At 74.1% G+C, this 24,738-nt stretch carries 23 protein-coding genes; 5 read left to right on the top strand and 18 right to left on the bottom strand.

Features of this window, described 5'->3' with window-relative positions; genetic code table 11:
* Positions 1–3 precede the first annotated feature (3 nt).
* Complete coding sequence (locus QSK00_RS29370; RefSeq protein ID WP_285596905.1) at positions 4–588, top strand: TetR/AcrR family transcriptional regulator; 585 nt, start codon at positions 4–6, stop codon at positions 586–588.
* 106 nt (positions 589–694) lie between these two features.
* On the opposite strand, the gene pheT is transcribed toward QSK00_RS29370, so the two are convergent.
* From pheT to uvrA, 7 genes are all read right to left on the bottom strand, one after another.
* Positions 695–3,205 (bottom strand): phenylalanine--tRNA ligase subunit beta, encoded by a 2,511-nt coding sequence (gene pheT / locus QSK00_RS29365; RefSeq protein ID WP_285596903.1) that lies wholly within the window; start codon positions 3,203–3,205, stop codon positions 695–697.
* A 32-nt stretch (positions 3,206–3,237) separates the two neighbouring features.
* Positions 3,238–4,305, bottom strand: coding sequence for a phenylalanine--tRNA ligase subunit alpha (gene pheS, locus QSK00_RS29360; RefSeq protein WP_285596902.1), 1,068 nt, complete (start codon positions 4,303–4,305; stop codon positions 3,238–3,240).
* A gap of 45 nt (positions 4,306–4,350) precedes the next feature.
* Entirely contained in the window at positions 4,351–5,208 is an 858-nt protein-coding gene (locus tag QSK00_RS29355; protein WP_285596934.1) for a TrmH family RNA methyltransferase, read from the bottom strand.
* Positions 5,205–5,600, bottom strand: a complete 396-nt coding sequence (gene rplT, locus QSK00_RS29350) for a 50S ribosomal protein L20 (RefSeq protein ID WP_285596899.1) — start codon at positions 5,598–5,600, stop codon at positions 5,205–5,207. The genes QSK00_RS29355 and rplT overlap by 4 nt, the downstream gene beginning before the upstream one ends.
* A 71-nt stretch (positions 5,601–5,671) precedes the next feature.
* Positions 5,672–5,863, bottom strand: coding sequence for a 50S ribosomal protein L35 (gene rpmI, locus QSK00_RS29345; RefSeq protein ID WP_018335621.1), 192 nt, complete (start codon positions 5,861–5,863; stop codon positions 5,672–5,674).
* Between the two features lie 116 nt (positions 5,864–5,979).
* On the bottom strand, positions 5,980–6,630 hold the full coding sequence (infC, locus tag QSK00_RS29340; RefSeq protein WP_502872095.1) for a translation initiation factor IF-3: 651 nt from the start codon (positions 6,628–6,630) through the stop codon (positions 5,980–5,982).
* Positions 6,631–7,066: 436 nt separating this feature from the next.
* Positions 7,067–9,964: an excinuclease ABC subunit UvrA gene (gene uvrA / locus QSK00_RS29335; RefSeq protein WP_285596895.1), complete on the bottom strand. Its 2,898-nt coding sequence runs from the start codon at positions 9,962–9,964 to the stop codon at positions 7,067–7,069.
* 305 nt (positions 9,965–10,269) lie between these two features.
* Between uvrA and QSK00_RS29330 the strand changes: the two genes are divergently transcribed.
* Positions 10,270–10,947 (top strand): MBL fold metallo-hydrolase, encoded by a 678-nt coding sequence (locus tag QSK00_RS29330; RefSeq protein ID WP_285596893.1) that lies wholly within the window; start codon positions 10,270–10,272, stop codon positions 10,945–10,947.
* A gap of 34 nt (positions 10,948–10,981) precedes the next feature.
* Here the strand turns inward: QSK00_RS29330 and QSK00_RS29325 are convergent, their stop codons facing one another.
* Both QSK00_RS29325 and QSK00_RS29320 read right to left on the bottom strand, forming a co-directional pair.
* Positions 10,982–12,247, bottom strand: coding sequence for a sensor domain-containing phosphodiesterase (locus QSK00_RS29325; RefSeq protein ID WP_285596891.1), 1,266 nt, complete (start codon positions 12,245–12,247; stop codon positions 10,982–10,984).
* 69 nt (positions 12,248–12,316) lie between these two features.
* Complete coding sequence (locus tag QSK00_RS29320) at positions 12,317–13,654, bottom strand: sensor domain-containing phosphodiesterase (protein WP_285596889.1); 1,338 nt, start codon at positions 13,652–13,654, stop codon at positions 12,317–12,319.
* Positions 13,655–13,805: 151 nt separating this feature from the next.
* Between QSK00_RS29320 and QSK00_RS29315 the strand changes: the two genes are divergently transcribed.
* The gene (locus QSK00_RS29315; protein WP_285596886.1) at positions 13,806–14,219 is read left to right on the top strand and encodes an RNA-binding S4 domain-containing protein; all 414 of its coding nucleotides are present in this window, start codon (positions 13,806–13,808) and stop codon (positions 14,217–14,219) included.
* Positions 14,220–14,225: 6 nt separating this feature from the next.
* On the opposite strand, the gene QSK00_RS29310 is transcribed toward QSK00_RS29315, so the two are convergent.
* From QSK00_RS29310 to nadA, 6 genes are all read right to left on the bottom strand, one after another.
* On the bottom strand, positions 14,226–15,425 hold the full coding sequence (locus QSK00_RS29310) for a GH12 family glycosyl hydrolase domain-containing protein (RefSeq protein WP_285596884.1): 1,200 nt from the start codon (positions 15,423–15,425) through the stop codon (positions 14,226–14,228).
* Positions 15,426–15,550: 125 nt separating this feature from the next.
* Entirely contained in the window at positions 15,551–16,468 is a 918-nt protein-coding gene (locus tag QSK00_RS29305) for a GH12 family glycosyl hydrolase domain-containing protein (RefSeq protein ID WP_285596882.1), read from the bottom strand.
* Positions 16,469–16,478: 10 nt separating this feature from the next.
* Positions 16,479–17,582, bottom strand: coding sequence for an NAD(P)/FAD-dependent oxidoreductase (locus QSK00_RS29300; protein ID WP_285596881.1), 1,104 nt, complete (start codon positions 17,580–17,582; stop codon positions 16,479–16,481).
* Positions 17,579–18,451 carry a carboxylating nicotinate-nucleotide diphosphorylase gene (gene nadC / locus QSK00_RS29295; RefSeq protein WP_285596880.1) on the bottom strand — a complete coding sequence of 291 codons (873 nt, stop codon included), beginning with the start codon at positions 18,449–18,451 and terminating at the stop codon, positions 17,579–17,581. Before nadC ends, QSK00_RS29300 begins: the two co-directional genes overlap by 4 nt.
* Positions 18,448–20,079: an L-aspartate oxidase gene (gene nadB / locus QSK00_RS29290; protein WP_285596879.1), complete on the bottom strand. Its 1,632-nt coding sequence runs from the start codon at positions 20,077–20,079 to the stop codon at positions 18,448–18,450. Before nadB ends, nadC begins: the two co-directional genes overlap by 4 nt.
* Positions 20,076–21,113, bottom strand: coding sequence for a quinolinate synthase NadA (nadA, locus tag QSK00_RS29285; RefSeq protein WP_285596877.1), 1,038 nt, complete (start codon positions 21,111–21,113; stop codon positions 20,076–20,078). The genes nadB and nadA overlap by 4 nt, the downstream gene beginning before the upstream one ends.
* Before the next feature lie 232 nt (positions 21,114–21,345).
* Here nadA and QSK00_RS29280 point away from each other — a divergent pair, with 232 nt between their 5' ends.
* Both QSK00_RS29280 and QSK00_RS29275 read left to right on the top strand, forming a co-directional pair.
* A complete protein-coding gene (locus QSK00_RS29280; protein WP_285596930.1) occupies positions 21,346–21,978 on the top strand; it encodes an NUDIX hydrolase in 633 nt (210 codons plus the stop codon).
* A gap of 71 nt (positions 21,979–22,049) precedes the next feature.
* Positions 22,050–22,829, top strand: a complete 780-nt coding sequence (locus tag QSK00_RS29275; protein WP_285596875.1) for an LON peptidase substrate-binding domain-containing protein — start codon at positions 22,050–22,052, stop codon at positions 22,827–22,829.
* A gap of 19 nt (positions 22,830–22,848) precedes the next feature.
* Here QSK00_RS29275 and QSK00_RS29270 read toward each other — a convergent pair whose 3' ends face one another.
* The 3 genes from QSK00_RS29270 to bioB are packed head-to-tail and all read right to left on the bottom strand — an operon-like array spanning position 22,849 to position 24,728.
* A complete protein-coding gene (locus QSK00_RS29270) occupies positions 22,849–23,487 on the bottom strand; it encodes a DUF2567 domain-containing protein (RefSeq protein ID WP_285596873.1) in 639 nt (212 codons plus the stop codon).
* Positions 23,484–23,681: a biotin synthase auxiliary protein BsaP gene (bsaP, locus tag QSK00_RS29265; protein ID WP_285596870.1), complete on the bottom strand. Its 198-nt coding sequence runs from the start codon at positions 23,679–23,681 to the stop codon at positions 23,484–23,486. The genes QSK00_RS29270 and bsaP overlap by 4 nt, the downstream gene beginning before the upstream one ends.
* Before the next feature lie 6 nt (positions 23,682–23,687).
* Entirely contained in the window at positions 23,688–24,728 is a 1,041-nt protein-coding gene (gene bioB / locus QSK00_RS29260; RefSeq protein ID WP_285596868.1) for a biotin synthase BioB, read from the bottom strand.
* Between the last annotated feature and the right edge of the window lie 10 nt (positions 24,729–24,738).

Below are 24,738 nucleotides of genomic sequence, written 5' to 3'. Positions count from 1 at the left end.
GCAATGAGGTCCCCCGGACAGCGCGCCGGCCTGAGCCGCCCCGTCGTCGTGACCGCGGCGCGCGCGGTGCTCGACGACGGCGCATCGTTCTCCATGCGCGCGGTGGCCGGACGCCTGGGGGTCGCCCCGAACGCGCTGTACAGCCACGTCGACGGACGGGACGGGCTGCTCGACGCCGTCCTCGACGACCTGCTCGGGGCCCTGCCCACGCCCGACGACGGCGACCCGCGCGCTGGACTCGTGGAGCTGATGACCGCGACCCACGAGCTGCTCCTGGCCCACCCGCGGCTCGTGCCGCACTTCGTGGCCCGACAGGGCTCCCGGGGCCCGAACGCGCAGCGGCTCGGCGAGACGATGCGGACGTGCCTCGCGGCCGCCGGGGTGCGAGACCGGGCGGCCCAGGACACGGCGGTCCGGGTGCTCGTCGTGCACGCGATCGGAAACGCCGCGCTCGGGGCGGCCGCGGACGGGGCGCCGCTGCCGCCCGAGGTGCTGCGCACGACCTACGCGGCAGGGTTGGCGTGGCTCGTGGACGGGGCGCTGGGGTCGGCCGCTGCTCCTGAGCGAAGGGCCCCTTCAGTCGGGTAGACGGGACGTGGGCGCCCTTCGCCACCACGGCCCGCTGTGAGCGAAGGGGCCCGTCGGTCGATCTGTCCGACGGAAGGTGCCCTTCGCTCAACAGGAGCCGGCCGACTCAGGCGCGCAGTGCCGCCCCGTGCCGCTCCCCCGCGAGGGCGACCGCCGCGTCGCGGGCGGCCCCGGCCTCCTCGAGGGTCAGCGTCCGGTCGGGTGCGCGCAGGCGCAGGGCGAACGCCAGCGACCGCCGGCCCTCCCCCACCTGGGCCCCGGAGTAGACGTCGAAGAGCCGCACGTCCTCGATCAGCTCGCCGCCGCCCTCGACGAGGTCGGCCTCGATCGCCGCCACCGGCACGTCCTCCGGCACGACCAGCGCCACGTCGAGCAGCACCGGCGGGAACGCCGAGACCTCGGGGCGGGCGAGCACCTCGCGCACCGGCAGCCGGTCGAGCTCCAGCTCCATCGCGCACGTCCGCGGCGGCAGCCCGAGGGCCTCCAGGACCTTCGGGTGCAGCTCACCCGCGTGTCCCACGAGGACGCCCTCGACGTGCAGGGCCGCGCACCGACCGGGGTGCCACGGGGCGTGCCGGTCGTTCGACACCGTCGGCGTCGCGCCGTACACCGCCGCGACGGTCCGGGCGGCCTCGACGGCGTCCGACCACGTCGCGGGGCGGCCATCGCCCCACCAGCCCTTGGGCTCCCACGCGCCGGTGAGCACGGCGCCGACCCGCAGCGGCTGCCGCGGGAGCGCGTCGAGCAGGGCGGCGATCTCCGTGTCCGACGGGCGGTGCTCGGTCCCGACGACGGGTGCCTCCAGCGGCGGGCCGTCCGGGCGGGCGACCTGCCCGACGTGGAAGAGGGCGAGGTCGCGCAGGCCGCGGGAGACGTTCCGGACGACGGCGTCGAGGAGGCCCGGGAGCAGGGTCGTCGCCATGAGCGACCGGTCGGCGTCGAGCGGGTTCGCGAGCCGGACCGCGGTGCGGCGGGGGTCGTCGTCGTCCAGGCCGAAGGCGTCGAGCACGGCGGGCGACATGAACGGCGAGGGCAGGACCTCCTGGTAGCCGGCGTCGGCGAGCGCGTGCGAGACCTGCCGGCGGCGGCGCTGGGCCATGGTCAGGCCGGTGCCGCCCGCGAACACCGGGAGCTCCGACGGGATCACGTGGTAGCCCTCGAGGCGCAGGACCTCCTCGACGAGGTCGGCCGGGCGGGTGAGGTCGGGACGCCACGTCGGGGCAACGACCGCGACGCCGTCGCCCCCCACCTCGACCGCGCAGCCGACCTGGACCAGGCGCCGCACGCTCGCACCCCGGGGGTACGTCACGCCGGCCACGCGGTCGGGCAGGTCGAGCGGCACGGTGATCGTCGGGATCGGCGCCTCGGTGCCCTCGGTGAACGACCCCACGTCGGTGACCCCGCCGTCGACCGTGGCGCTCCCGTAGTGCGCGAGCAGGGCCGCCGCGCGATCGGTCGCCGCGCGGGCCACCGCCGGGTCGACCGCGCGCTCGAAACGGCGGGCGGCCTCGCTGGGCAGCTTGTGCCGGCGGGCGGTGCGCGCCACCGACGCCGGGTCCCAGGTGGCGGCCTCGAGCAGGACGCCGGAGGTCGTGGGAGTGACCTCCGTCGACGCCCCACCCATGACGCCCGCGAGACCGATCGGACCGGAGTCGTCGGACACCACGACGTCGTCCGGGTCGAGGGCCCGGCTGACGTCGTCGAGCGTCGTGATCTTCTCGTCGACGCGCGCCCGGCGCACCACGACGTCACCGGTGATGCGCGCGGCGTCGTAGGCGTGCATCGGCTGCCCGAGCTCGAGCATCACGAAGTTCGTGACGTCGACCGCGAGCGAGATCGGGCGGATGCCCGCGAGCAGCAGCCGACGGGTCATCCACCACGGCGTCGGCGCCGTCGGGTCGAGGTCGGTGACCCGGCGGGCGACGAAGCGACGGCACCCCGACGCCGGGTCGACGACGACGGACGCACCCGGCTCGCTCGTTGCCGGGACCCCGTGGTCGATGGCGGCCGGGTCCCCGAACGGCGCGTCGTAGGCCCCCGCGAGCTCGCGGCCCATGCCGCGGATCGACAGCGCGTAGCCGCGGTCGGGGTTGACGGCGACGTCGAGGACCGCCTCCGCGTCGCCCTCGGCGAGCCCGAGCAGGGGCGCCGCGTCGGTGCCGGGCTCCGCGGTGTCCGGCGGCAGCACGAGGATGCCGGCGTGGTCGTCGCCGAGGCCGAGCTCGTCGAGGGCGCAGAGCATGCCGTCGGAGACGCGGCCGTAGGTCTTCCGTGCGGCGATCCCGAAGTCGCCGGGCAGCGTCGTCCCGGGGAGGGCCGCGACGACGAGGTCGCCGACCGCGAAGTTCGTGGCGCCGCAGACGATGCCCTGAGGCTGCCCCGGGTCGCTGCCCCGCGTGCCGACGTCGACCCGGCAGAACCGGATCGGCTTCTTGAACTCGGTCAGTTCCTCGATCTCGAGGACCTTCCCGACGACGAGCGGGCCGGGCACGGCCTCGAGCGCGACGACGTCCTCGACCTCGAAGCCGACCCGGATGAGCGCCTCCGCGAGGTCGTCGGCGGAGGGGTGCTCCGCGAGACCGACGTGCTCGGTGAGCCAGGAGACGGGGACGCGCACGGGTTCTCAGGCCTTTCGGATGACGGGAAGGATCAGGGCTCGACGGCGAACGCGCTGGTGAAGCGGACGTCGCCCTCCACCATGTCGCGCATGTCGGGCAGCCCGTTGCGGAACATCAGCGTGCGCTCGAGCCCCATGCCGAACGCGAAGCCCGAGTAGACGTCGGGGTCGACGCCGCAGGCACGCAGGACGTTCGGGTCGACCATGCCGCAGCCGCCCCACTCGACCCAGCCCGCGCCGCCCTTCTTCTGCGGGAACCACACGTCGGGCTCGGCCGACGGCTCGGTGAAGGGGAAGTACGACGGCCGCATCCGGATGCGGGAGTCGGGCCCGAACATGGCGCGGGCGAACGCGTCGAGCGTGCCCTTGAGGTGGGCCATGGTCAGGCCCTTGTCGACCGCGAGGCCCTCGATCTGGTGGAAGACCGGCGTGTGGGTCGCGTCGAGCTCGTCGGTGCGGAACGTGCGGCCCGGGCACACCACGTACACCGGCAGGTCCCGCTCCAGCAGGGTGCGGATCTGCACCGGCGAGGTGTGGGTGCGCAGCACCTGCTTCGCGCCGGGCGGCTGTACGTGGAAGGTGTCCTGCATCGTGCGGGCCGGGTGGTCGGGCAGGAAGTTCAGCGCGTCGAAGTTGAACCACTCCGACTCGACCTCGGGCCCCTCGGCGACCTCCCAGCCCATCGCGACGAAGACGTCGGCGATCCGCTCGGAGGTCTGGGTGAGGGGGTGGCGACTGCCCCGCGCGTGGCGCGTCGTCGGCAGCGTGACGTCGACGGCCTCCTCGCCCAGCACCCGCTCGTCGCGCTCGGCGAGCAGGACGGCGTAGCGCTCGTCGTAGGCGCTCTGCACCGCCACGCGGGTCTCGTTGACCCGCTTGCCCGCGTCGGCCTTGGCCTGCGGCGGCAGCGACCCGATCTCGCGACGCGCCAGCAGCACCGGCGAGCGGTCGCCGAGGTGGGCGGGCTTCAGCGCGGTGAGGGCGTCGAGCGTGCTGGCGCCGGCGAAGGCACTGGTCGCCTCGTCGCGCGCGGCCTCGAGCGACTCGGGGGCCAGCGCGGAGACCTGCTTGGGGTCGAACGAGTCGTTGGTGCCGGACATGCTCGGCGGACGCTCCTGCTCTGCGACGGTCGGTGCGGTCCGAGTCTATCGAGGGGGTCCGACAGCGTTCACAGCCTGCGTCCCGCCGGCCGTCATCTCCTGCGCCCGCACCGATGCGTAGAGGCAGACCGCCGCGGCCGTCGCGAGGTTGAGGCTCTCGGCACGGCCCCGGATCGGAACCCGCACCCGGTGGTCGGCGGCCGCGGCGACCTCCGTCGGGACCCCGTGCGCCTCGCTGCCGAACACCCAGGCGGTCGGCCCGGCCAGGAGGTCGTCGGTGGCGGGTCCGAGCTCGGTCTCCCCGCCCCCGTCGGCGACGACGAGGGCGAGCCCGGCTCGGCGCAGGAGGTCGAACCCGGCTCCGTCGATGCCGGGAGCCCGCTCCCGCAGGACGGGGAGGTGGAAGAGGCTCCCCATGCTGGCGCGCACGGACTTCGGGTTGAACGGGTCGACGGAGGCGCCGACGAGCAGGACAGCGTCGGCGCCGGCCGCGTCGGCCGTGCGGATCACGGTCCCGGCGTTGCCGGGGTCGGCGACGTCCACGAGCACCGCGACGAGGCGCGGGTGTGGCGGCAGCTCGGCCGGGGGCTGACGACAGACCAGGACGAGACCCTGCGGGTGCACCGTGTCGGTGAGGCTCGCGATCGCCTTCTCGGTGACGAGGGCGGTGCGGATCCCGGCGGCCCGGGACCGGATCAGCAGGTCGCGCTCGCGGTCGGCGACGGACTCGGTGACGAAGAGGTCGGTGACGGCTCCCGGGTCGGACTCGGCCCGGGCCACCGCGTCGTACGCCGGGCGGACCCCTTCGAGGAGGAACCGCCCGGTGTCCTCACGCGCCGCGCGCCGCAGCAGCTTGCGGGCTGCCGCGACGCGCGGGGTGCGCTCGGTGAGGAGCTCGCTCAGGCGGCGTCCTCGGTCTTCTCCGCGCCCTTGGGCACGTCGGCCACCGCGGCCTTGGCGGCCTCGACCAGCGCCGTGAAGGCGGTCGGGTCGGAGACGGCGATCTCGGCGAGGACCTTGCGGTCCGCCTCGATGCCGGCGAGCTTGAGGCCCTGCATGAACCGGTTGTAGGTCATGTCGTTGGCCCGGGCCGCCGCGTTGATGCGGGTGATCCAGAGCTGCCGGAAGTCGCCCTTGCGCTGCTTGCGGTCGCGGAAGGCGTAGGTCAGCGAGTGGAGCTGCTGCTCCTTGGCCTTGCGGTAGAGCCGGGAGCGCTGTCCGCGGTAGCCGCTGGCGGCCTCGAGAACCGTACGGCGCTTCTTCTGGGCGTTGACTGCGCGCTTGACGCGTGCCACGTCGTCCTGCCTTCGATCGTGTCGGGGGCGGTCACCGGGGCGTCACGGCGACCGGATGGTCAGAGGGCTGCTCAGATACCGAGCATCTTGCGGATGCGGCGGTCGTCGGACTTGGCGACCTCCGTCTGACCCGCGAGACGGCGGGTGTGCTCGCTGGACTTCTTCTCCAGCAGGTGCCGCTTGCCGGCCTTCTCGCGCAGCAGCTTGCCGGTGCCCGACACCTTGATGCGCTTCTTGGTCCCGGAGTGGGTCTTGTTCTTCATCCGTCCTCGTCCTGGTCGTCCTGCCGTCCCGGGGTCATGCGTCGCGACCCGGGCGGGGGCGGCTCCCGCCACCGCGGGGCGGGCCGTACCTGACGGTACGGCCCGCCTCCGCGACGTCAGGAGGTAGGCGTGGGCTCGGCGGCTTCGGTCTCCGCCGCGGCCTGGGCCTGCTGCTTCGGCGTCTTCGCGACCTTCTTGTTGGGCGCGAGCACCATGGTCATGTTGCGGCCGTCCTGCTTCGGTGAAGCCTCGACGAACGCGAGATCGCCGACGTCCTCGGCGAGCCGCTGGAGCAGCCGGAAGCCCAGCTCGGGGCGGGACTGCTCGCGACCACGGAACATGATCGTGACCTTGACCTTGTGACCCTGACCGAGGAAGCGGGTGACGTGACCCTTCTTCGTCTCGTAGTCGTGCGGGTCGATCTTCGGCCGGAGCTTCTGCTCTTTGATCACGGTCTGCTGCTGGTTGCGACGCGACTCGCGGGCCTTCTGCGCGCTCTCGTACTTGAACTTGCCGAAGTCCATGAGCTTGCAGACCGGCGGGCGCGCCTGGGCCGCGACCTCGACGAGGTCGAGGTCGGCCTCCCGGGCCAGCCGCAGGGCGTCCTCGATGCGGACGATCCCCACCTGCTCGCCGTTCGGACCGACCAGACGGACCTCGGGCACGCGGATGCGCTCGTTGATGCGCGTCTCTGCGCTGATGAGTTCTCCTCGGGTTCGACAGTGTTTCCGGCCGCAACCCGGCGAGAGGTGTCCTTGTTCCCTCACGACGTCGGGCCCCGCGCCGGTGAGCACGCTGTGCTCGTGACGGGGGCCCTGACTCGTACCGATCGGACTCGTCGTCGGTCGACTTCCCGACGACGGGTCTTTCGGTCGTCCCTCGCGGGACGACTGATGACCGGACCCGGCCACCGGGGGCGGCTCGGGTGGGAGACGGGCTCCACTTGCCGCTCGACGCACACGGTTGCGCGCGACGAGCTGGTCGCTCACACCGAGCGTACCACCCGCCGCGTGTCGGACTCCCCCGGCGTGTCCGCGCCCCGTCCCGAGGGTGACGCCAGGCAGGCTCCGCGGCCTCCCGGGATGCCTGATGTCAACCTCGGCGCGCGGGGTCAGCCCCGCAGCTCGACCGGCCGACGCGAGAGTGACACCAGACAGGCTCCGCGGCCTCCCGGGATGCCTGGTGTCACCTTCACGGCGGGGGTCAGCCCGCCTTGGCGCGCGTGCGCTTGGCCGGCGCCTTCTCCGGCGTGACGAGTTCGGCGAGGAACTGGCCGGTGTAGCTCTCCGGCACGGCCGCGATCTGCTCGGGCGTGCCCTCGGCCACCACCGTGCCGCCGCCGTTGCCGCCCTCCGGACCCATGTCGACGACCCAGTCGGACACCTTGATGACGTCGAGGTTGTGCTCGATCACGAGCACGGTGTTGCCCTTGTCGACCAGCCCGTTGATGACGCCGAGGAGCTTGCGGATGTCCTCGAAGTGCAGGCCCGTGGTCGGCTCGTCGAGGATGTAGATCGTCCGGCCCATCGAACGCTTCTGCAGCTCGGAGGCCAGCTTCACCCGCTGCGCCTCACCGCCGGAGAGCGTCGGCGCGGGCTGTCCGAGCCGGACGTAGCCCAGGCCCACCTCGGTCAGGGTCTTCAGGTGTCGGTGGATCGCGGTGATCGGCTCGAAGAACTCCGCGGCCTCCTCGATGGGCATGTCGAGGACCTCGGCCACCGTCTTGCCCTTGTAGTGCACCTCGAGCGTCTCGCGGTTGTACCGGGCGCCCTTGCACACCTCGCAGGGCACGTAGACGTCCGGCAGGAAGTTCATCTCGATCTTGATCGTGCCGTCGCCCGCGCAGGCCTCGCAGCGCCCGCCCTTGACGTTGAACGAGAACCGGCCGGGCCCGTAGCCGCGGACCTTCGCCTCGTTGGTCGAGGCGAACAGCTTGCGCATGTGGTCCCACACGCCGGTGTAGGTCGCCGGGTTGGAGCGCGGCGTGCGCCCGATCGGCGACTGGTCGACGCGCACCAGCTTGTCGAGGTGTTCCAGACCGGTCACCCGCGTGTGCCGCCCCGGCACCTGCCGGGCGCCGTTGAGCTTGTTGGCCAGGACGGTGGCGAGGATGTCGTTCACCAGCGTCGACTTGCCCGAGCCCGACACGCCGGTGATCGACACCAGGCAGCCGAGCGGGAACGAGACGTCGACGTCGTGCAGGTTGTGCTCGCGGGCGCCGACCACCGAGATCTGCCGCTTGCGGTCCCGCGGGCGACGGATGTCGGGCACCGGGATCGCGCGACGCCCGGAGAGGTAGTCGCCGGTCATCGACGCGGTGTTGGCGAGCAGCTCGGCCACCGACCCCGAGTGCACCACCTGGCCGCCGTGCTCCCCCGCCCCCGGACCGATGTCGACGACCCAGTCGCTGGCCCGCACCGTGTCCTCGTCGTGCTCCACGACGATGAGGGTGTTCCCCAGGTCGCGCAGGCGGGTGAGCGTGTCGATGAGCCGACGGTTGTCGCGCTGGTGCAGCCCGATCGACGGCTCGTCGAGCACGTAGAGCACGCCGACGAGACCGGAGCCGATCTGCGTGGCCAATCGGATGCGCTGCGCCTCGCCGCCGGAGAGCGTGCCGGCGGCGCGGGACAGCGAGAGGTAGTCCAGCCCGACGTCGAGCAGGAAGCCCAGGCGCGCCCCGATCTCCTTGAGCACGGCGCCGGCGATCACCTGCTCGCGCGGGCCGAGGACGAGGCCCTCCATGAACGCGGCCGCGTCGGCCACCGAGAGCGCACACACCTCGGCGATGGACATGTCGCCGAGCTTCTCGTGGCGCAGCGTGACGGCGAGGATCTCCGGCTTGAGCCGCGTGCCGGAGCACACGGGGCACGGCACCTCGCGCATGTAGCCCTCGTAGCGCTCCCGCGCGCTGTCGGACTCGGCCTGGTCGAGGCGGCGCTCGAGGAACGGGACGACGCCCTCGAAGGCGGCGTAGTACGAGCGCTCGCGGCCGTACCGGTTGCGGTAGCGGACGTGCACCTGGTCGTTCGACCCGTGCAGCACCGCCTTCTTCACCGCCGCCGGCAGCTTGCGCCACGGGGTGTCCATGCGGAAGCCGACCGACTCCGACAGCGCGGTGAGCAGGCGCTGGAAGTAGTCCGCGGTCTGCCCCATGTTCCAGGGCGCGATGGCCCCGTCGGCCAGGGAGAGCTCGTCGTCGGGAACGAGGAGCTCGGGGTCCACCTCCATCTTCGTGCCGAGGCCGCTGCAGGCCGGGCACGCGCCGTACGGCGAGTTGAAGGAGAACGCGCGCGGCTCGAGGTCGTCCACCGCGAGCTGGTGGCCGTTCGGGCAGGCCATCTTCTCGGAGAACCGGCGCTCGCGCTCCGGGTCGTCCTCGTCGAGGTCGACGAACTCGAGCACGAGGATGCCCTCGGCGAGGCGCAGCGCGGTCTCCACCGAGTCGGTGAGGCGCTGCTTCGCGCTGGCCTTCACCGACAGCCGGTCGACCACCACCGCGATGTCGTGCTTCTCCTGCTTCTTCAACGTCGGCGGCTCGGCGAGCGGGTACACCGTGCCGTCGACCAGCACGCGGGAGTAGCCCTGCCCCTGGAGCTGGGCGAACAGGTCGACGTACTCGCCCTTGCGCCCGCGCACGACGGGGGCGAGGACCTGGAACCGCCGCCCGGACTCCATCGCGAGGACCTGGTCGACGATCTGCTGCGGGGTCTGCTTCGAGATGATCTCCCCGCAGGTCGGGCAGTGCGGAGTCCCGGCGCGGGCGTAGAGCAGCCGCAGGTAGTCGTAGACCTCGGTGATCGTGCCGACGGTCGAGCGCGGGTTGCGGCTGGTCGACTTCTGGTCGATCGACACCGCGGGCGAGAGCCCCTCGATGAAGTCGACGTCGGGCTTGTCCATCTGCCCGAGGAACTGGCGTGCGTAGGCCGAGAGCGACTCGACGTAGCGTCGCTGCCCCTCGGCGAAGATCGTGTCGAAGGCGAGGCTCGACTTCCCGGAGCCGGAGAGCCCGGTGAACACGACGAGGCTGTCGCGCGGCAGGTCGATGTCGACGCCCGTGAGGTTGTGCTCACGGGCGCCCTTGACGACGAGGCGGTCGGCCACGGATCAGCTCCCCAGGCGGTTCGGACAGGCTGGTGCTCGCCTGTCATACCCCCGGGCACCGACAACATCGTGCGGCCGCGACTCGGCGGGGGTTCTCCTCCACTGTAGGAGCCGTTGTCCAGGTCGCCCGCCGGGCCCGGATCCGGGCGGTCAACGGCCGCTCCACGACGGCGGGCGCGGACACGCCCCGTCGTCGGGAGGGGTGATGTGCGGTGAACGGACGAGCGGGTACGCCTCCCGGGTGACCGGCGGGCGCCACCGGTCTCGACGCATCGAACCCGCCCGACCCGGGCAGACTGTCCGACGTGGAGCTTCTCGACGAGTACACCGGCCACGTCGACCCGGAGGGCCCGGCCGCCCGGCGCGACCTCGACGCCGTGGCGATCACCAAGGTCTCGGTCGGCCCGATGGACAACAACGCCTACCTGCTGGTCGACAAGGCCACCGGGTCGACGCTGCTCATCGACGCCGCGAACGAGGCGGAGCGGCTGCTCGACACCGTCGACACGGTCGCCGAGCGCGGGAACACGAAGACGATCATCACCACCCACCAGCACTGGGACCACGTGCAGGCGCTGGAGGCGATGACGAAGGAGCTCTCGCCGGAGACCTACGCCCACGAGCTGGACGCCCCGGAGCTCCCGGTGGCGCCCGACCACACCGTCGGCGACGACGACGAGGTCCGCTTCGGGGAGTCCTTCGTCGAGGTGATCCACCTCGACGGGCACACCCCCGGCTCGATCGCCCTGCTCTACCGCGACCCGAACGGCACGTCGCACCTGTTCACCGGCGACTCGCTCTTCCCCGGCGGCCATGGCAAGACCGCCACGGTCGACCACCACAACGCCCTGATGAACGACCTCGAGCGCAAGGTGTTCGACCGCCTCGACGACGAGACCTGGGTCTACCCCGGCCACGGCGACGACACGACGCTCGGCGCCGAGCGCCCGCAGCTCCCGGAGTGGCGCGAGCGCGGCTGGTAGATCCCGTTCCCGACGCCGGGTCGGTGCCGGAGGCTCAGGCCCCCGGCATCGCGGCGCCCGGTGCGGGCACGCTCCGGCTCATGAGGGACCGGGCGAGCTCGAGCACGAGGTCGCGCTCGTAGACGACGGCGTACTGGTACTCCCCGCCGAAGGTCTCCCGCGCGACCAGGGCGGCCGACACGTGCGGGCCGACCACGATGACGTCCCACTCGGCGTGCAGCGGGTCGCCCTCGCCGAGGTCGGCGCCGCGGACCCCCGGCAGCGGTTCGGGGCCGGCGCCGAGCAGGACGACGAGGCTCGTCTCGCGGGCCGCGCGCGCGAAGCGCTCGGCCCGTGCCCCGGACGGCACGCCGCCGGGGCCGACGGTGGCGAGCGTGACGGTCGGGCCCTCCGCCGTGAGCGCCCGCCGTTCGAGCAGCTCGGCGGCCAGGGAGACCTGGTCGAGCCCGCCGTGGCGCATGGGGCGGCTGCGCGAGACCGTGGCGAACGGGCTGCGCCGCGTCGGTCCCTCCGGCGCCCGCGCGAGGGGCGCACTCACCGGCGGGATGCGGCGCGGGTCGGGGCCGAGCAGCCCGGGGCGGCCGTAGTACCACCCCTGTCCGAGGGACGCGCCGAGGGCACGGGCGGTGCGCTCGTGCTCGGCGGTCTCGATGCCCTCGGCGAGCACGATCGCGTCGTTCTGCTCCGCGTAGGCGAACACCGCGGTCGCGATCCGCGCCGCGTCGTCGTCGTGCGGGTCCTGGATGAGCCGCTGGTCGAGCTTGACGACCTCGGGCCGCAGGAACGGCATGAGCGCCAGGGAGCTCGGATGGCTCCCGACGTCGTCGAGGGCCACGGCGATGCCGACGTGGCGCAGCCGGGTGGCGAACCACAGCACGCGCGCCGGGTCGGCGGTGAGGGCCCGCTCGGTGAACTCCATGACGAGCCGGCCGCCGCGCCGCGCGAACTCCTGCGCCACCGGGGGCGGCGGGCCGATCGGGATGCCGTCGGGCTCGACGTTGAGGAAGAGCGTGCTCGGTCCGTCGTCACCTGCGGCCAGGGTGGCCTCGAGGGCCCGGATGCGGCAGAGCTCGTCGAGTTCGTCGAGGCGGCCGTCGGTGCGGGCGCGCTCGAAGAGCTGTTCGGGGCGGGCGAGGACGCCCGCCGGCCCGCGGGTGAGGGCCTCGTGGGCGATGACGCCGCCGGTGGCGAGGTCGACGATCGGCTGGAACGCGGTGGTCAGCGCCTCCATCGCGGTGCTGAGTTCGTCGCCCGCCTCGGCGCGGGCCCGCTCGCCGCTCACGCGCCAGATGTCGGTCACGACTCACCCCACTCGCCGTCGCTCACCCGCTCTCCGTGGCCTGGACGTTACCTGGATGAGCCCTTCGAGCTAGCGCCGGACCCCCGACGGGACCCGGACGGACGATGCGAACGACGCTTCGGTCGCGCTCCGTGTGGACTGAGGGACGACGCGGGCCATGAGCGAGCGGGCGATCTCGAGGACCAGCGGCCGGTCGTGGGTCAGGACGTAGTCGAACTCGCGCGTGGTGTCCGCCAGGTCGGCGTCCCGGTCGAGATCGCGGGCGACGAGGGCGGCGGCGAAGTGGGGGCCGACCACGACGACGTCCCACTCGCCGAGGACCGGGTCGTCGGCGTCGAGGTCGGCCCCGCGCAGCCCGGGTTCGGGCTCGGGGTCGATCCCGCGGCCGAGGACGCCGACGAAGGCCGTCGAGCCGGCGAGCGCGCGGTAGCGTCGCCGGACCGCGGGGGTCAGGTTCACGACGTCCTCGTACGCCGCCAGCACCACGACCAGCTCGCCCTGCTCGGCGGCCTGCCGCTCGAGGTGCCGGCTGACCGCGATCAGCAGCGCCTTCGACGCGCGGCGGGGCGTGCGGACGCGGGCGACGGTGGCGAAGGGGCTGGGGAGAACCGCCTCCGCGACCGGGGTCCGCAGCACGGGCGGCCGCCAGGGCGCGGCCAGGCCGGCGAGGTGCTCGGAGCCGGCCGGGAACCCGAGGTGCCAGCCCTGCGCGAGGGTGGCGCCGAGCCCCCGGGCCGTCACGAGCTGCTCCGGGGTCTCGACGCCCTCCGCGAGGACCACCGCGTCGCTCTGCTCGGCGTAGGCCGCGACGGCCGACATGATCTCCGCGACCTCCCGCCGGTCGCGGCCCTGCACCAGGCTGAGGTCCAGCTTCACCACCTCGGGCCGCAGGAACGGCATGAGCGCGAGCGAGGCGGGCGCGGCGCCGACGTCGTCGAGCGCGATCCGGAAGCCGTGCGCGCGCGCCTCCTCGGCGAAGGCCAGCAGGCGGGCGGGGTCGGCGGTCAGGTCGCGCTCGGTGAGCTCGACGACGATGCGCACCCCGCGCTCGACCAGCGCCGTGGTGGCCGGGCCGGGGGTGAAGGTGATCGGTGCGGCGAGCGGCTCGACGTTGACGAACAGCCCCAGGGGCCCGGTGAGCCCCGCCTCGGCGGCGACCTCGACGGCGCGTCGACGGCACAGGTCGTCGAGCTCACCGAGGCGCCCGCAGCTGCGGGCGGCGGCGAACATGCGGTCCGGCCGGGCGAGCGGCCCGCCCACCGGACCGCGCGCCAGCGCCTCGACGCCGACCACGGAGCCGGTCGCGATGTCGGCGATCGGCTGGAAGACCGGGACGACCGCACGCTCGGCGAGCAGACGGTGGAGCGCCGCCTCCTCGATCGAGGGCGCGCCAGGGTCGTCGGACACTCGCGCTCCCTCCCCCGGTGACACGAGCGACACCGACCGTACGCCCCTTGGTCCGGAAGGGCGACGCAACGGGTCCACGGCCCCCGATGGTGGTCACGCGCCGAGCACGGCCCTCCCCGGCGACGGGCCGATGCGCCAGAATGGAGGGCGTATGGACGGGACGACGCGCGTGGACCGCTGGCTCTGGGCGGTGCGGCTGAGCAAGACCCGGGCGGACGCGGCGACCGCGTGCCGCGGTGGGCACGTGCGGGTCAACGACAAGCCTGCGAAGCCGTCGACCCCGGTGCGCGCGGGCGACACGGTGCGCACCCGGCTCTACGACATCCCCCGCATCGTCGAGGTCGGCACCGTGATCGAGAAGCGGGTGGGCGCTCCGGTGGCCGTCACCTGCTACGTCGACCACACCCCGCCACCGCCGCCGAAGGAGACCGTGGTCGCCGTGGCGCAGCGCGAACGCGGCGCCGGCCGCCCGACCAAGCGCGACCGACGCCGGATGGAGGCCTTCGAGCAGGCCTCGCTCCTGCACACCGTGGACCACGAACTCGAGCCCGGGTCCGAGGACTGACGGCTCCTACTGACCGTTGCGGGTCACCGAGTAGGACGTCGTCTCCAGGCCGTCGCCGCCGATCCACGGCTCGAACCCGGCCTGGACGCTCGTGAGGTACCAGCCCTGCTTCGCCTGGCCGCGCTTCTGCGCGTCGGTGACGAACGACGTGATGTTCAGGTCCTTCACCGACGTCGTCTGCTGCTGGCGCACGTAGGAGATCGTCGGCAGGTCGGCCTTGCCGAGCCAGACGTCGTAGCCGACGCCGTCGACGGTCGCGGTGCCGACCTTGTTGCCGATCGGCTGGACCCGGTCGGTGTGCTTGAGCCAGATCATGAGTTCGAGGCCGGTCGGGCGGCCGTCCTTGCGGGCGGTCGGGTCGAGCCAGATGTCGTAGGCGACGTTGTAGTCCCCGGACGCCGGCGTCTTCACCGACCAGGACGAGCGCAGGTCCCCGAGGTCACTGATCGGCCGCGGGAACGGCGTGCCCTTCGTGCAGTTGCCGTAGTTGCACCCGAAGACGATCGACGGGTACGACGCCGGGCCGCTGTTGTTGCGGTGCTTGGCCTCGACGCGGAAGGCCGCGCTCGCCCCGGTCGGACCGGCGCTCGGGCCGTCGTAGGCGACGATGCACTGCGCGGTGCTCGCGCCCCACAGCGAGTTCTGGACCTCGTACCGTCCGCCCGCCACCGGCGTCGACCCGAACTTCTCGCAGACCTTCTTCTCGGCGCGCGCGGGTGCGCCCGCGGTGGTGGCAGCGTTCGTGGCAGCGGTCGTGGCAGCGGTCGTGGTCGGACCGGAGGTGGCCGGGGTGGAGGTGGCCGAGGCGGAGGTGGCCGGGGCGGAGCTCGTCGGCGTGCTGCTCGACGGCTCCTCCGCCGACGGCGTCTCCGTCTGGGTCGGCGTCCCGGTCGGGCTGACCGGCGTGAGGGTGCTCGTGGGCGACTCCGACCCCGGTGCATCGGTGGTCACCGCGGCGGGCACGGGCTGGGCCGACGCGGCGGAGGCCCCGTGCGGCAGGCCGGTGAGGACGGCCAGCGCGACGAGCGCCAGTCCCCCGCCCAGCGTGCGCACCGCGTCCGCCCGACGGCTCGCCCGCCGCTCGTGGCGTGGAGTCACGACCGTCCACGCCCCGGCCCGCCGGGCCGCGCCCGAGCGACGGTGCCGCCCGACCTGCCGTCGGGAATCCTCCGGCGTCTCGCTCGCCGTCGATGACCGACCGTTCATCCGCGCCGTCCTCCCCGTTGGACCGTTCAGCGCGCAGAAACGTACGTTCGGCGCAGTCCAGTGCGCCAGGCGGCGTCAGCCGTTCGGGCGGACGCGTGGAGCCTTCACACCCACTCGGGTGACGCTCAGACGCCGTTCCGCGTGGCGTTGAAGGCGTCGGTGGACAGCCCGGTACCGCCGACCCAGGGCTCGAAGCCCGCCTGGAGGTTCGTCAGGTACCACGAGGGCTGCACGACGCCCTGCCGCTGGGCGTCCCGGACGAAGTCGGTGATGGGCAGGTCGAGCACCTGGCGGACCGACTGCTGTCGGACGTAGGAGATGACCGGCACGCCGTTGTTGTCGCCGGTGAAGACGTCCCAGGCGGCGCCGCCGAGGTCCACCGACCCGCGCTTCGAGCCGATCGGGTCGATGCCCCCGGCACGGACCGTCCAGATCATGAGCTCGGCGCCGGTGTTGTCGCCGTCGCGGCGCGGGGTCGGGTCGAGCCAGATGTCGTAGGAGGCGTTGTAGCGCCCGGAGTCCGGCACGGTCACGGCCCAGCTGGAGCGGACGTCCCCGAGGTCGGAGAGGGGGCGCGGGAACGGCGTGTTCCGGGTGCAGGTGCCGTGGTTGCAGCCCCACACGATGCTCGGGTAGGCGGCCGGGCCCGAGTCCTTGTCGTGGTTCGCCTGCACGGCGAAGCCGGTGTCGAACGCGGTGGTGCACTGCGGCGTCTCGGCGCCCCACGCGTCGTTCTGCACCTCGAAGCGGCCGCCCGCGACGGGCACCGAGCCGAACTTCTCGCACACCCGCGGCCCGGTCCGGCTCCCGATCGCCGAGAGCGGCGCGAGGAGCCTCGGCACCGCGGCGGCAGCGTTCGGCAGCGCGGGCAGCGGCGCCGGGAGCGGCGCGGCGCCTGCGAGGGGCTGCGACCCGGCGTCGGCGGTGCGGTCGACCGTGATCGGCGGCACCGTCTCCGGCGCCCCGCCGCATGCCGCGAGCAGGGTGAGCAGCGCGACGGCGACGACCAGCAGTAGGCGCCGGGCCCCGCGGGGTTGACCCATACGGGGGAGGCTAGAGCAGGCGGTCGGGGTGGTAGGAGCCGGGTTCGACGCCGTGTCGTCGCAGGTCGTCGGGCAGGGCGCGGCCGAGCAGCACCGTGGCGGCGAGTGCGGCGGCCGCGGGCGCCGTCTCGATCCCGGACCCGCCCTGCCCCGCCACGACCGCGAGTCCGGGCGCCCGCTCGCCCACCACGAGCGTGCGGTCCGGTGCGAAGGTCCGCTGGCCCGCCCAGGCCGTCACCACCGAGCGTGGTGCGAGGGTGGTCACCGCGGCCACCCGCTCCAGCGCGAGGGCCACGTCGAGCTCGTCGGGCCGGGCGTCGCCCGGGTCCTGCGGGGTCTCCTCGGAGGGGCTGACCAGCAGGTACTGCCCTTCGGGCTTGGCGTACCAGGAATCCGAGGCGCTCACCGCGAACGGGTCGTCGGCCCGCACGTCCGCGCGGACGATCGCGATCGTGCGCCGGTAGGCCTGCAGGCCCAGCAGCGGCGCACCGGCGAGCGCGAGCAACCGGTCGGTCCAGGCGCCCGCGGCGAGGACGACGAGGTCGGTGTCGAGCCCGTCGTCGGGAAGGTCCAGGTGCCATCCCGTCCCCGTCGGCGCCATCCCGACGACGGGTGCCGCCGTGCGGATCTCCCCTCCCGCGGCCCGGAAGCACCGGCGGTAGTGCTGGTGCAGGCCGATCGGGTCGGCGTCGTGCGCGTCGGCCACCCACCCGGCGGCCCGCACCGCGTCCGGGCGCAGCGCCGGCCACCGGCGGACGGCGTCGCCCGGGGTCAGCTCCTCGACGGGGTCGAGCGGGAGGATCTCCGCGCGGAGGGTCCGCTCCTCGTCGGGCGTGCTCGCGACGTGCAGCACGGGACGGGGACGGAGGAACGCGTGGCCGGCCTCCTCCGCGAGCGCGTCGAACCGGTCGCGGGAGGCCGCGACGAGGGCGCGCATCGGTCCGGAGCCGTGGCCGGGGATGTAGCTCGCCGCCGAGCGGCCGGTGGTGTGGCGCGCGAGCTCCGGCTCGGCCTCGAGCAGGACCGGCCGCTCGACGCCGGCGGCGGCCAGTTCGGCCGCCACCGACATCCCGGCGATCCCGCCGCCGACGACGACCACCCCGGCGGTGCTCACGTCCGCAGGTCCAGCCCCAGATCGAGCGCCGGGGACGAGTGGGTGAGCCCGCCGACGGCCAGGAAGTCGACCCCGGCCCGCCCGTAGTCCGCGGCGGTGTCGATCGTCAGACCGCCCGAGGCCTCGAGCCCGCAGTCGGGAGCCGCCGCGTCCCGCCGTCGGACGGCCTCGGCGCAGTCGGCGGCGCCGAAGTTGTCCAGCAGGATCAGCTCCAGGCCCAGCCCGAGCGCCTCGTCGAGCTGGTCGAACGAGTCGACCTCCAGCTCGCAGGGCAGCTCGGGGGCGGCGGCGCGCGCGGCGCGGACCGCCGCGGTGACCGATCCGGCCGCCGCCACGTGGTTGTCCTTGATCAACAGGGCGTCGCCGAGCGACATCCGGTGGTTGACCCCGCCGCCGCAGCGCACCGCGTACTTCTGCAACGCCCGGAGGCCGGGCACGGTCTTGCGGGTGTCGCGGATCCGGGCGGGGGTCCCGGCGACGGCGTCGACCCACGCGCTCGTGGCCGTGGCGACGCCGGAGAGCTGGCACAGCAGGTTGAGCGCCGTCCGCTCGGCGGTGAGCAGGGTCGTCAGCGGGGCCCGCACGGCGAGCGCCACCTCCCCCGCCGCGAGCCGCGAGCCGTCGTCGCGGGCGTCGAGGATCTCGAGGTCCGGGCCGCAGACCCGCTCGAGCACCCGCACCGCGACGCCGACGCCCGCCAGCGTGCCCGCGGGCCGCGTCCGGAACTCACCGACCGCGACCGACCCCGCCGGGACGCAGGCCGCCGTGGTCCGGTCGGGACCGTCGCGGAGGTCCTCGTCGAGCGCGCGGTCCACGACCGCGTCGATCTCGGCGACGTCGAGTCCCTCGGGCAGGAGAACAGCGGTCATGCGGCACCTCCCAGTGCGGTGTCCAGCGGAGCCACCCGCAGCGTGCCGTCGACGAGCGTGACCGCCGCCGACGTGCCCTGCCACCGGTCGTCGCGGCGTGGGAAGTCGCGGCGCAGGTGGCAGCCGCGGGACTCGGTGCGCCACCCCGCCGCCGCGAGCACCGCGCCCGCGGCGAGGGTGAGCGCGGCGTCCTCGACGGCCGCGCGGCCGTCGAGCGCGCGGAACGTCGCCGCCCCCTCCAGGACGTCGGAGGTCGCCGCCAGCCCGGCCGCGTCACGGCCGATCGCCGCCCCACGGCTCATCGCGCGCTGCAGCGTCGCCCGGTCGGCCGCGGGGGCCTTCCCGACGACGGGTGCGGTCGGCTCGGCCACCGACCGCGGGCCCGTGAGCGCGGCCGCGACGTCGGCGCCCGCCCGCCGGCCGACGACGAGCCCCTCGAGCAGGCTGTTCGAGGCGAGCCGGTTGGCGCCGTGCAGGCCGGTCCGGGCGACCTCCCCGGCCGCCCACAGCCCGGGCACACCGGTGCGCCCCGTGGTGTCGGTGACGACCCCGCCGCAGGCGTAGTGCTGGGCCGGCCGCACCGGGATCGGGTCGCGAGCGAGGTCGACGCCGATCGCGTCGCAGGACGCGGCCACCGTCGGGAAGCGGCGACGCACGTCCGGGACGGCGGTGGCGTCGAGCAGCACGTGCTCGGCGCCGGTCCGGACGAGGACCGCCGTGATCGCGCCGGCGACCACGTCGCGCGGGGCGAGGTCGCCCCGCGGGTCGACGTCGTCCATCACGCCCCGGCCCGACAGGTCGACCAGGTGCGCACCCTCCCCGCGCAGCGCCTCGGTGACCAGCGGCGCCCGACCGACGAGCCCGGGGACGAAGAGCGCCGTCGGGTGGAACTGCACGAACTCGACGTCGGCGAGGGCAGCGCCGGCGCCGAGCGCGAGCGACCACCCGTCGGCCGTGGCCACGGCAGGGTTGGTGGAGGTCTCGTAGAGCCCGCCGATGCCGCCGGTGGCCAGCAGCACGGCGGGCGCGGCGAGCACGCCGAGCCGGCCCGCGTCGTCGACCACCTCGAGGCCCGTGACCCGTCCACGGTCGCGGCGGACGGCGACGGCCGTGTGGTGCGCGAGCACCGTGACCGCGCCGGGGAGCGCCGCGAGCAGCGCCCGCTCCACCTCGGCGCCCGTCGCGTCGCCGCCCGCGTGGATGACGCGGGTGGTGCCGTGGCCGCCCTCGCGGGTGCGCGCGAGGCGCGGGCCCTGCACGTCGAACAGGGCCCCGCGCGAGCGCAGGTCCTCCACGGCCGCGCGGCCTCCCCCGAGCAGGTCGCGGGTGGCGGCCTCGTCGACGAGCCCGCCGCCGGCGGTCAGCGTGTCGGCGACGTGCGCGTCGACCGAGTCGCCCGCGATGTCCCCGAGCACCACGGCGATCCCGCCCTGGGCCCAGCGCGTCGAGCCCTCGTCGGGCTCGTCCTTCGTCACGACGAGCACCCGGAGCCCGGCACGCGACGCCTCGGTCGCGGCCGACAGGCCCGCGACCCCGGAGCCGACGACGACCAGATCGGCGGCCGCGCTCCAGGGAGCGCCGGGCGATCCCGCGCGAGCGTGCCGTTCGCTCGTGCCGGGCGTGCTCACTCCGCACCCCCGGGCTGCCCGATCTCGATCATCCGCTGCACCGACGCGCGGGCCCTCGCGGCCGTCGCCGGATCCACGTGCACCTCGTCGCGGCCCTCCTGCAGCGACCGCAGCAGGGCCCCCGGGGTGATCGTCTTCATGTAGCCGCAGGCCGCGCGGGCGTTCACGGGCCGGAAGTCGACGGCCGGGTTGGCGCGGCGCAGCTGGTGGAGCATCCCGACCTCGGTCGCGACGAGCACCGACGACTTCGTCGTGTTCTTGGCGGCGTCGAGCATCCCGCCGGTCGACAGGATGTGGACCTGCTCCGCCGGGACCGCGCCCTCGCCCGCGAGGTAGAGCGCCGAGGTGGCGCAGCCGCACTCGGGGTGGACGAACAGGTCGGCGTCCGGGTCGGCCTGGGCCTGCGCGGTGAGCTCGGCGCCGTTGATCCCCGCGTGCACGTGGCACTCGCCGGCCCACACGTGCAGGTTCGTCCGTCCGGTCTCGCGGCGGACGTGCGCGCCGAGGAACTGGTCGGGCAGGAACAGGACCTCGCGGTCCGGGTCGATCGACGCGACGACCTCGACGGCGTTCGACGAGGTGCAGCAGACGTCGGTCTCGGCCTTCACCGCCGCCGTCGTGTTGACGTAGGAGACCACCACCGCGCCGGGGTGCTCGGCCTTCCAGGCACGCAGCTCGCCGGCGCTGATCGAGTCGGCGAGCGAGCAGCCGGCCCGCGCGTCCGGGATCAGCACCGTCTTCTCCGGCGCGAGGATCTTCGCGGTCTCGGCCATGAAGTGGACGCCGCAGAAGACGATCGTCGAGGCGTCGGAGGCGGCCGCGAGGCGGGAGAGGGCCAGCGAGTCGCCGGTGTGGTCGGCGACGTCCTGGATCTCCGGGCGCTGGTAGTTGTGCGCGAGCACCACCGCGTCCCGGGCACGAGCGAGCTCGCGCACCTGCGTGGCCCAGGCCTCGATCTCGTGCGACTCGGAGAGGGAGCGCGGTTCGACGAGATCGGTCGGCGGCTGGTGCACGGCGTCATCGATGACGGTCATGACGGTCCTCCCCCGACCCGACCCACCCCTCGTCGGGAAGATCAGCCGGTTCTGTCCGAGGTTTTCGCCTGTTGGTCGAAAACATGGGCGACGGTACGCGGCGTGCCCGAGGCGCGCCACCTCTTCGACCGGTGGGGATGACGGAGCACACACCTGGTCACGGACCGCTACCGTGGCGCGTGTGGAGGCCGAGGGCCTGATCGCCCACGACGTGCTGGCCGTCGTGCTGCGGATGGCACCCAGCTCGCCCGAGGTGCTGCTCTGGCAGCGGGCCCGCGAGCCGCACTCCGGGCGCTGGGCCCTGCCCGGCGGCCGGCTCGGGGCGACCGAGGACGTCGAGGCGTCGGTGCGCCGCCACCTCGCGGAGAAGGTCGACCTGGGCGAGGTCGCGCACGTCGAGCAGCTCTCGGTGTTCTCCGACCCGCACCGCGGCCCCGCGCCCCGCCGCGTCGCGACCGCGTTCCTCGGGCTGGTGCCGAGCGACGCCGACCCGGCCGTCCCCGACGACACCGCCTGGCACCCGGTCGACGCCCTCCCGGAGACCGCGTTCGACCACGGCGAGATCACCGCGGACGGGCTCGAGCGGCTCCGGGCGAAGCTCTCCTACACCAACATCGGCTTCGCGCTGGCACCCGAGGTCTTCTCGATCTCCGAGCTGCGTCGGCTCTACGCGGCGGCGCTGGGCCACCGGGTGTCGGCGACGAACCTGCAACGGGTGCTCACGCGCCGTGGCGTGCTCGTGCCGACGGGCACCACGGCGGCCCCCGGTCCGTCCGGCGGCCGCCCGGCGGCGCTCTTCCGGTTCTCCGAACGCCGGCTGCGGGTCACCGACCCGTTCGCGACGCTGCGCCCGCCGGACTGCTAGCGGTACCCCACGCGCGCCGCCCGTACCTCCGGCGCACGCTCACCCGGCGACGGGCGCCTCCGGGCCGTAGCGTGAGCGCCGTGCCCCAGACGCTGCCCCTCTTCCCGCTGGGCACGGTGCTGCTGCCCGGGGCGCCGCTCCCGCTGCACATCTTCGAGCCCCGGTACCGCCAGCTGACGATCGACCTGGTCACCGGAGCGTTCCCGGGCAAGCAGTTCGGGGTCGTCGCGGTGCGTGAGGGATGGGGTCCCGACGACGGCGTCGAGGGGCTCCACGAGGTCGGCTGCACCGCCGCGCTCCGCGAGGTCCGCCGGCTTCCCGACGGCCGGTTCGACATCCTCACGATCGGCGACCGGCGGTTCCGGCTGCTCTCCGTCGACGCCACCTCGGCGCCCTACCTGACCGCCGAGGTCGAGTGGCTGCCCGATCTCGAGGGCGACGACCCGGTGGCCCTCGAGCCCCTGGAACGCGCCGCCCGCGCCGCCCACCGCCGCTACTGCACCGCGGCCTGGACCTATCGGCGTCAGGCGGAACGGGACGTCGACGGGGTCGACGACGCCACCGATCCCACCGACGCCGAGGACGACCTCGACGACGACCTGGACGACGTCCAGGCGCCCCCGATCTCGACCGGTGCCACCGAGGTCGACGTCACCGTACTGCCGCACGTCCTCGCCGCGGACTGCCTGCTCCCGCTGACCGACCGCCAGGAGCTACTCGAGCAGACCTGCCCGAAGGCGCGGCTGGAGCTCGTCTCGCACGCGATGAGCCGGGAGGCCACGCTGCTCGGACGCCTCGGCGCCGTGTGGGCGCCGACCGCGAAGTTCATGGTGCCGTCGAGCGACAACTAGGTGCCCCGCAGGTGAGCACTCACGGTCCCCACGGCGACCTCGGCTGATCACCTGGCGTACGCCCCATGTCGTCCTCGCCGAGCGCGATCGCGCACAGGAGGTAGGCGAGCACCGCCCCGAGGCCCGCTCCGAGCACCGTCCAGAACGAGCCGATCGTCGCGGGCACGGTCACCAGGGTCGCGGGGATCGGCGCGCCGGCGATGGCGCTGCCGGTCGCCTCGGCACGGTCGAGGAGGACCCCGATCGGGCTCCGGTCGGTCAGCGGCCCGGCGAGCGCCGTCCCGACCGTGGCGGCGATCCAGGCGCCCGCCGTCGTCGCCACCGCCGACCCGAGCAGCATCACCGGCCCGCGGCGGTCCGCCCGCCGCCAGGCCAGCACCCCCACGACCACCCCGTAGGCGGTGGCCAGCAGGAAGAAGATCGCGGTCGCGTCGAAGACGTGGTCGGACTCGGAGGCGAGCGCCGAGCTCGCGCCCGACGCCGTCGTCACCGTGGCCTGTCCGGGCGCGACCAGCGCCCACAGCAGACCGAGCAGCACCCCGGACAGCGCGACCACGACCATCGTCAGGGCCGTCGGGCGCAGGTCGCCCACGAGCTCGCTGCGTGCCAGCACGCCGCGCGGCTCCTCGGCGACGAACTCCTCCGCTGGGAGCGTCACCGCTGCGCGGCCTCCGCGCTCGTCCGCTCGCCGTGGCGACTGCAGCGCGCGGTCCAGCCCATCGGGTCGACCTGAACGACCATCCGCCGGGCGCACTCGGCGCAGTACCGGGGCGGGTCGATCAGCGACAGCCGCGCCCGGCACCGCTCGTGGTCGCCGGTCGCGGTCTCGCCGCCGCAGAAGGAGCAGAACATGTCGGGTTACAGGGTGTCGTTCAGCGCCTTGATCGGCATCTTCAGGGTCTCGAGCATCTCGAGGTCCTGCTCCGCCGGCCGGCCCAGGTTGGTGAGGTAGTTCCCGACGATGATTGCGTTGATCCCGCCGAGCATCCCCTGCTCCGCGCCGAGGTCGCCGAGCGTGAGCTCCCGGCCGCCCGCGAAGCGCAGCACCGTCTTCGGCATCGCCAGGCGGAACGCCGCGATCGTCATCAGCGCGTCCGGGCCCTGCGGCACGTCGAGGTGCGCGAACGGGGTGCCGGGGTTGGGGATGAGGAAGTTCATCGGGACCTCGTCGGGGTCGAGCGAGGCGAGCTGCACCGCGAACTCCGCGCGCTGCTCGAGCGACTCCCCCATCCCGACGATGCCGCCGCAGCAGACCTCCATGCCCGCCGCGCGGACCATCTGCAGCGTCTCCCAGCGCTCCTCCCACGTGTGGGTCGTGACGACCTCCGGGAAGTGGCTGCGGGCGGTCTCGAGGTTGTGGTTGTAGCGGTGCACGCCCATGGCGGCGAGCCGGTCGACCTGGTCCTGGGTGAGCATGCCCAGCGAGCAGGCGACGTTGATGTCGACCTCGGCGCGGATCGCCGCGACCCCGACCCGGATCTGCTCCATGAGCTTCTCGTCCGGCCCGCGCACCGCGGCGACGATGCAGAACTCGGTGGCCCCGGTCTTGGCGGTCTGCTTGGCCGCCTCGACGAGCCGGTCCTTGTCCAGCCACGCCGCGCGCACCGGGGAGTCGAACAGCCCCGACTGGGAGCAGAAGTGGCAGTCCTCGGGGCAGCCGCCGGTCTTGAGGCTGACGATGCCCTCGACCTCGACGTCCGGGCCGCACCAGCGCATCCGGACCTCGTGGGCGAGCGCCAGCGCCTCGGTCAGCCGCTCCGCCGGCAGCCGCAGCACCTCGAGGACCTGCGCCTCGGACAGCCCCTCACCGCGCTCGAGGACCTGCTCCCGGGCGACGGCGAGGATGTCGCCGCCCTCTCCCGTGGTGCCGGTGGCGGTGTCGGTGCTCGCCGTCGTCACGCGTCGCTCC

The sequence above is a fragment of the Actinomycetospora sp. NBRC 106378 genome (genome assembly GCF_030269685.1).
Taxonomy (GTDB): Bacteria; Actinomycetota; Actinomycetes; order Mycobacteriales; family Pseudonocardiaceae; genus Actinomycetospora.
Note: the sequence above shows the minus strand (reverse complement) of the source record. Positions and strands in the feature narration are given on the sequence as shown.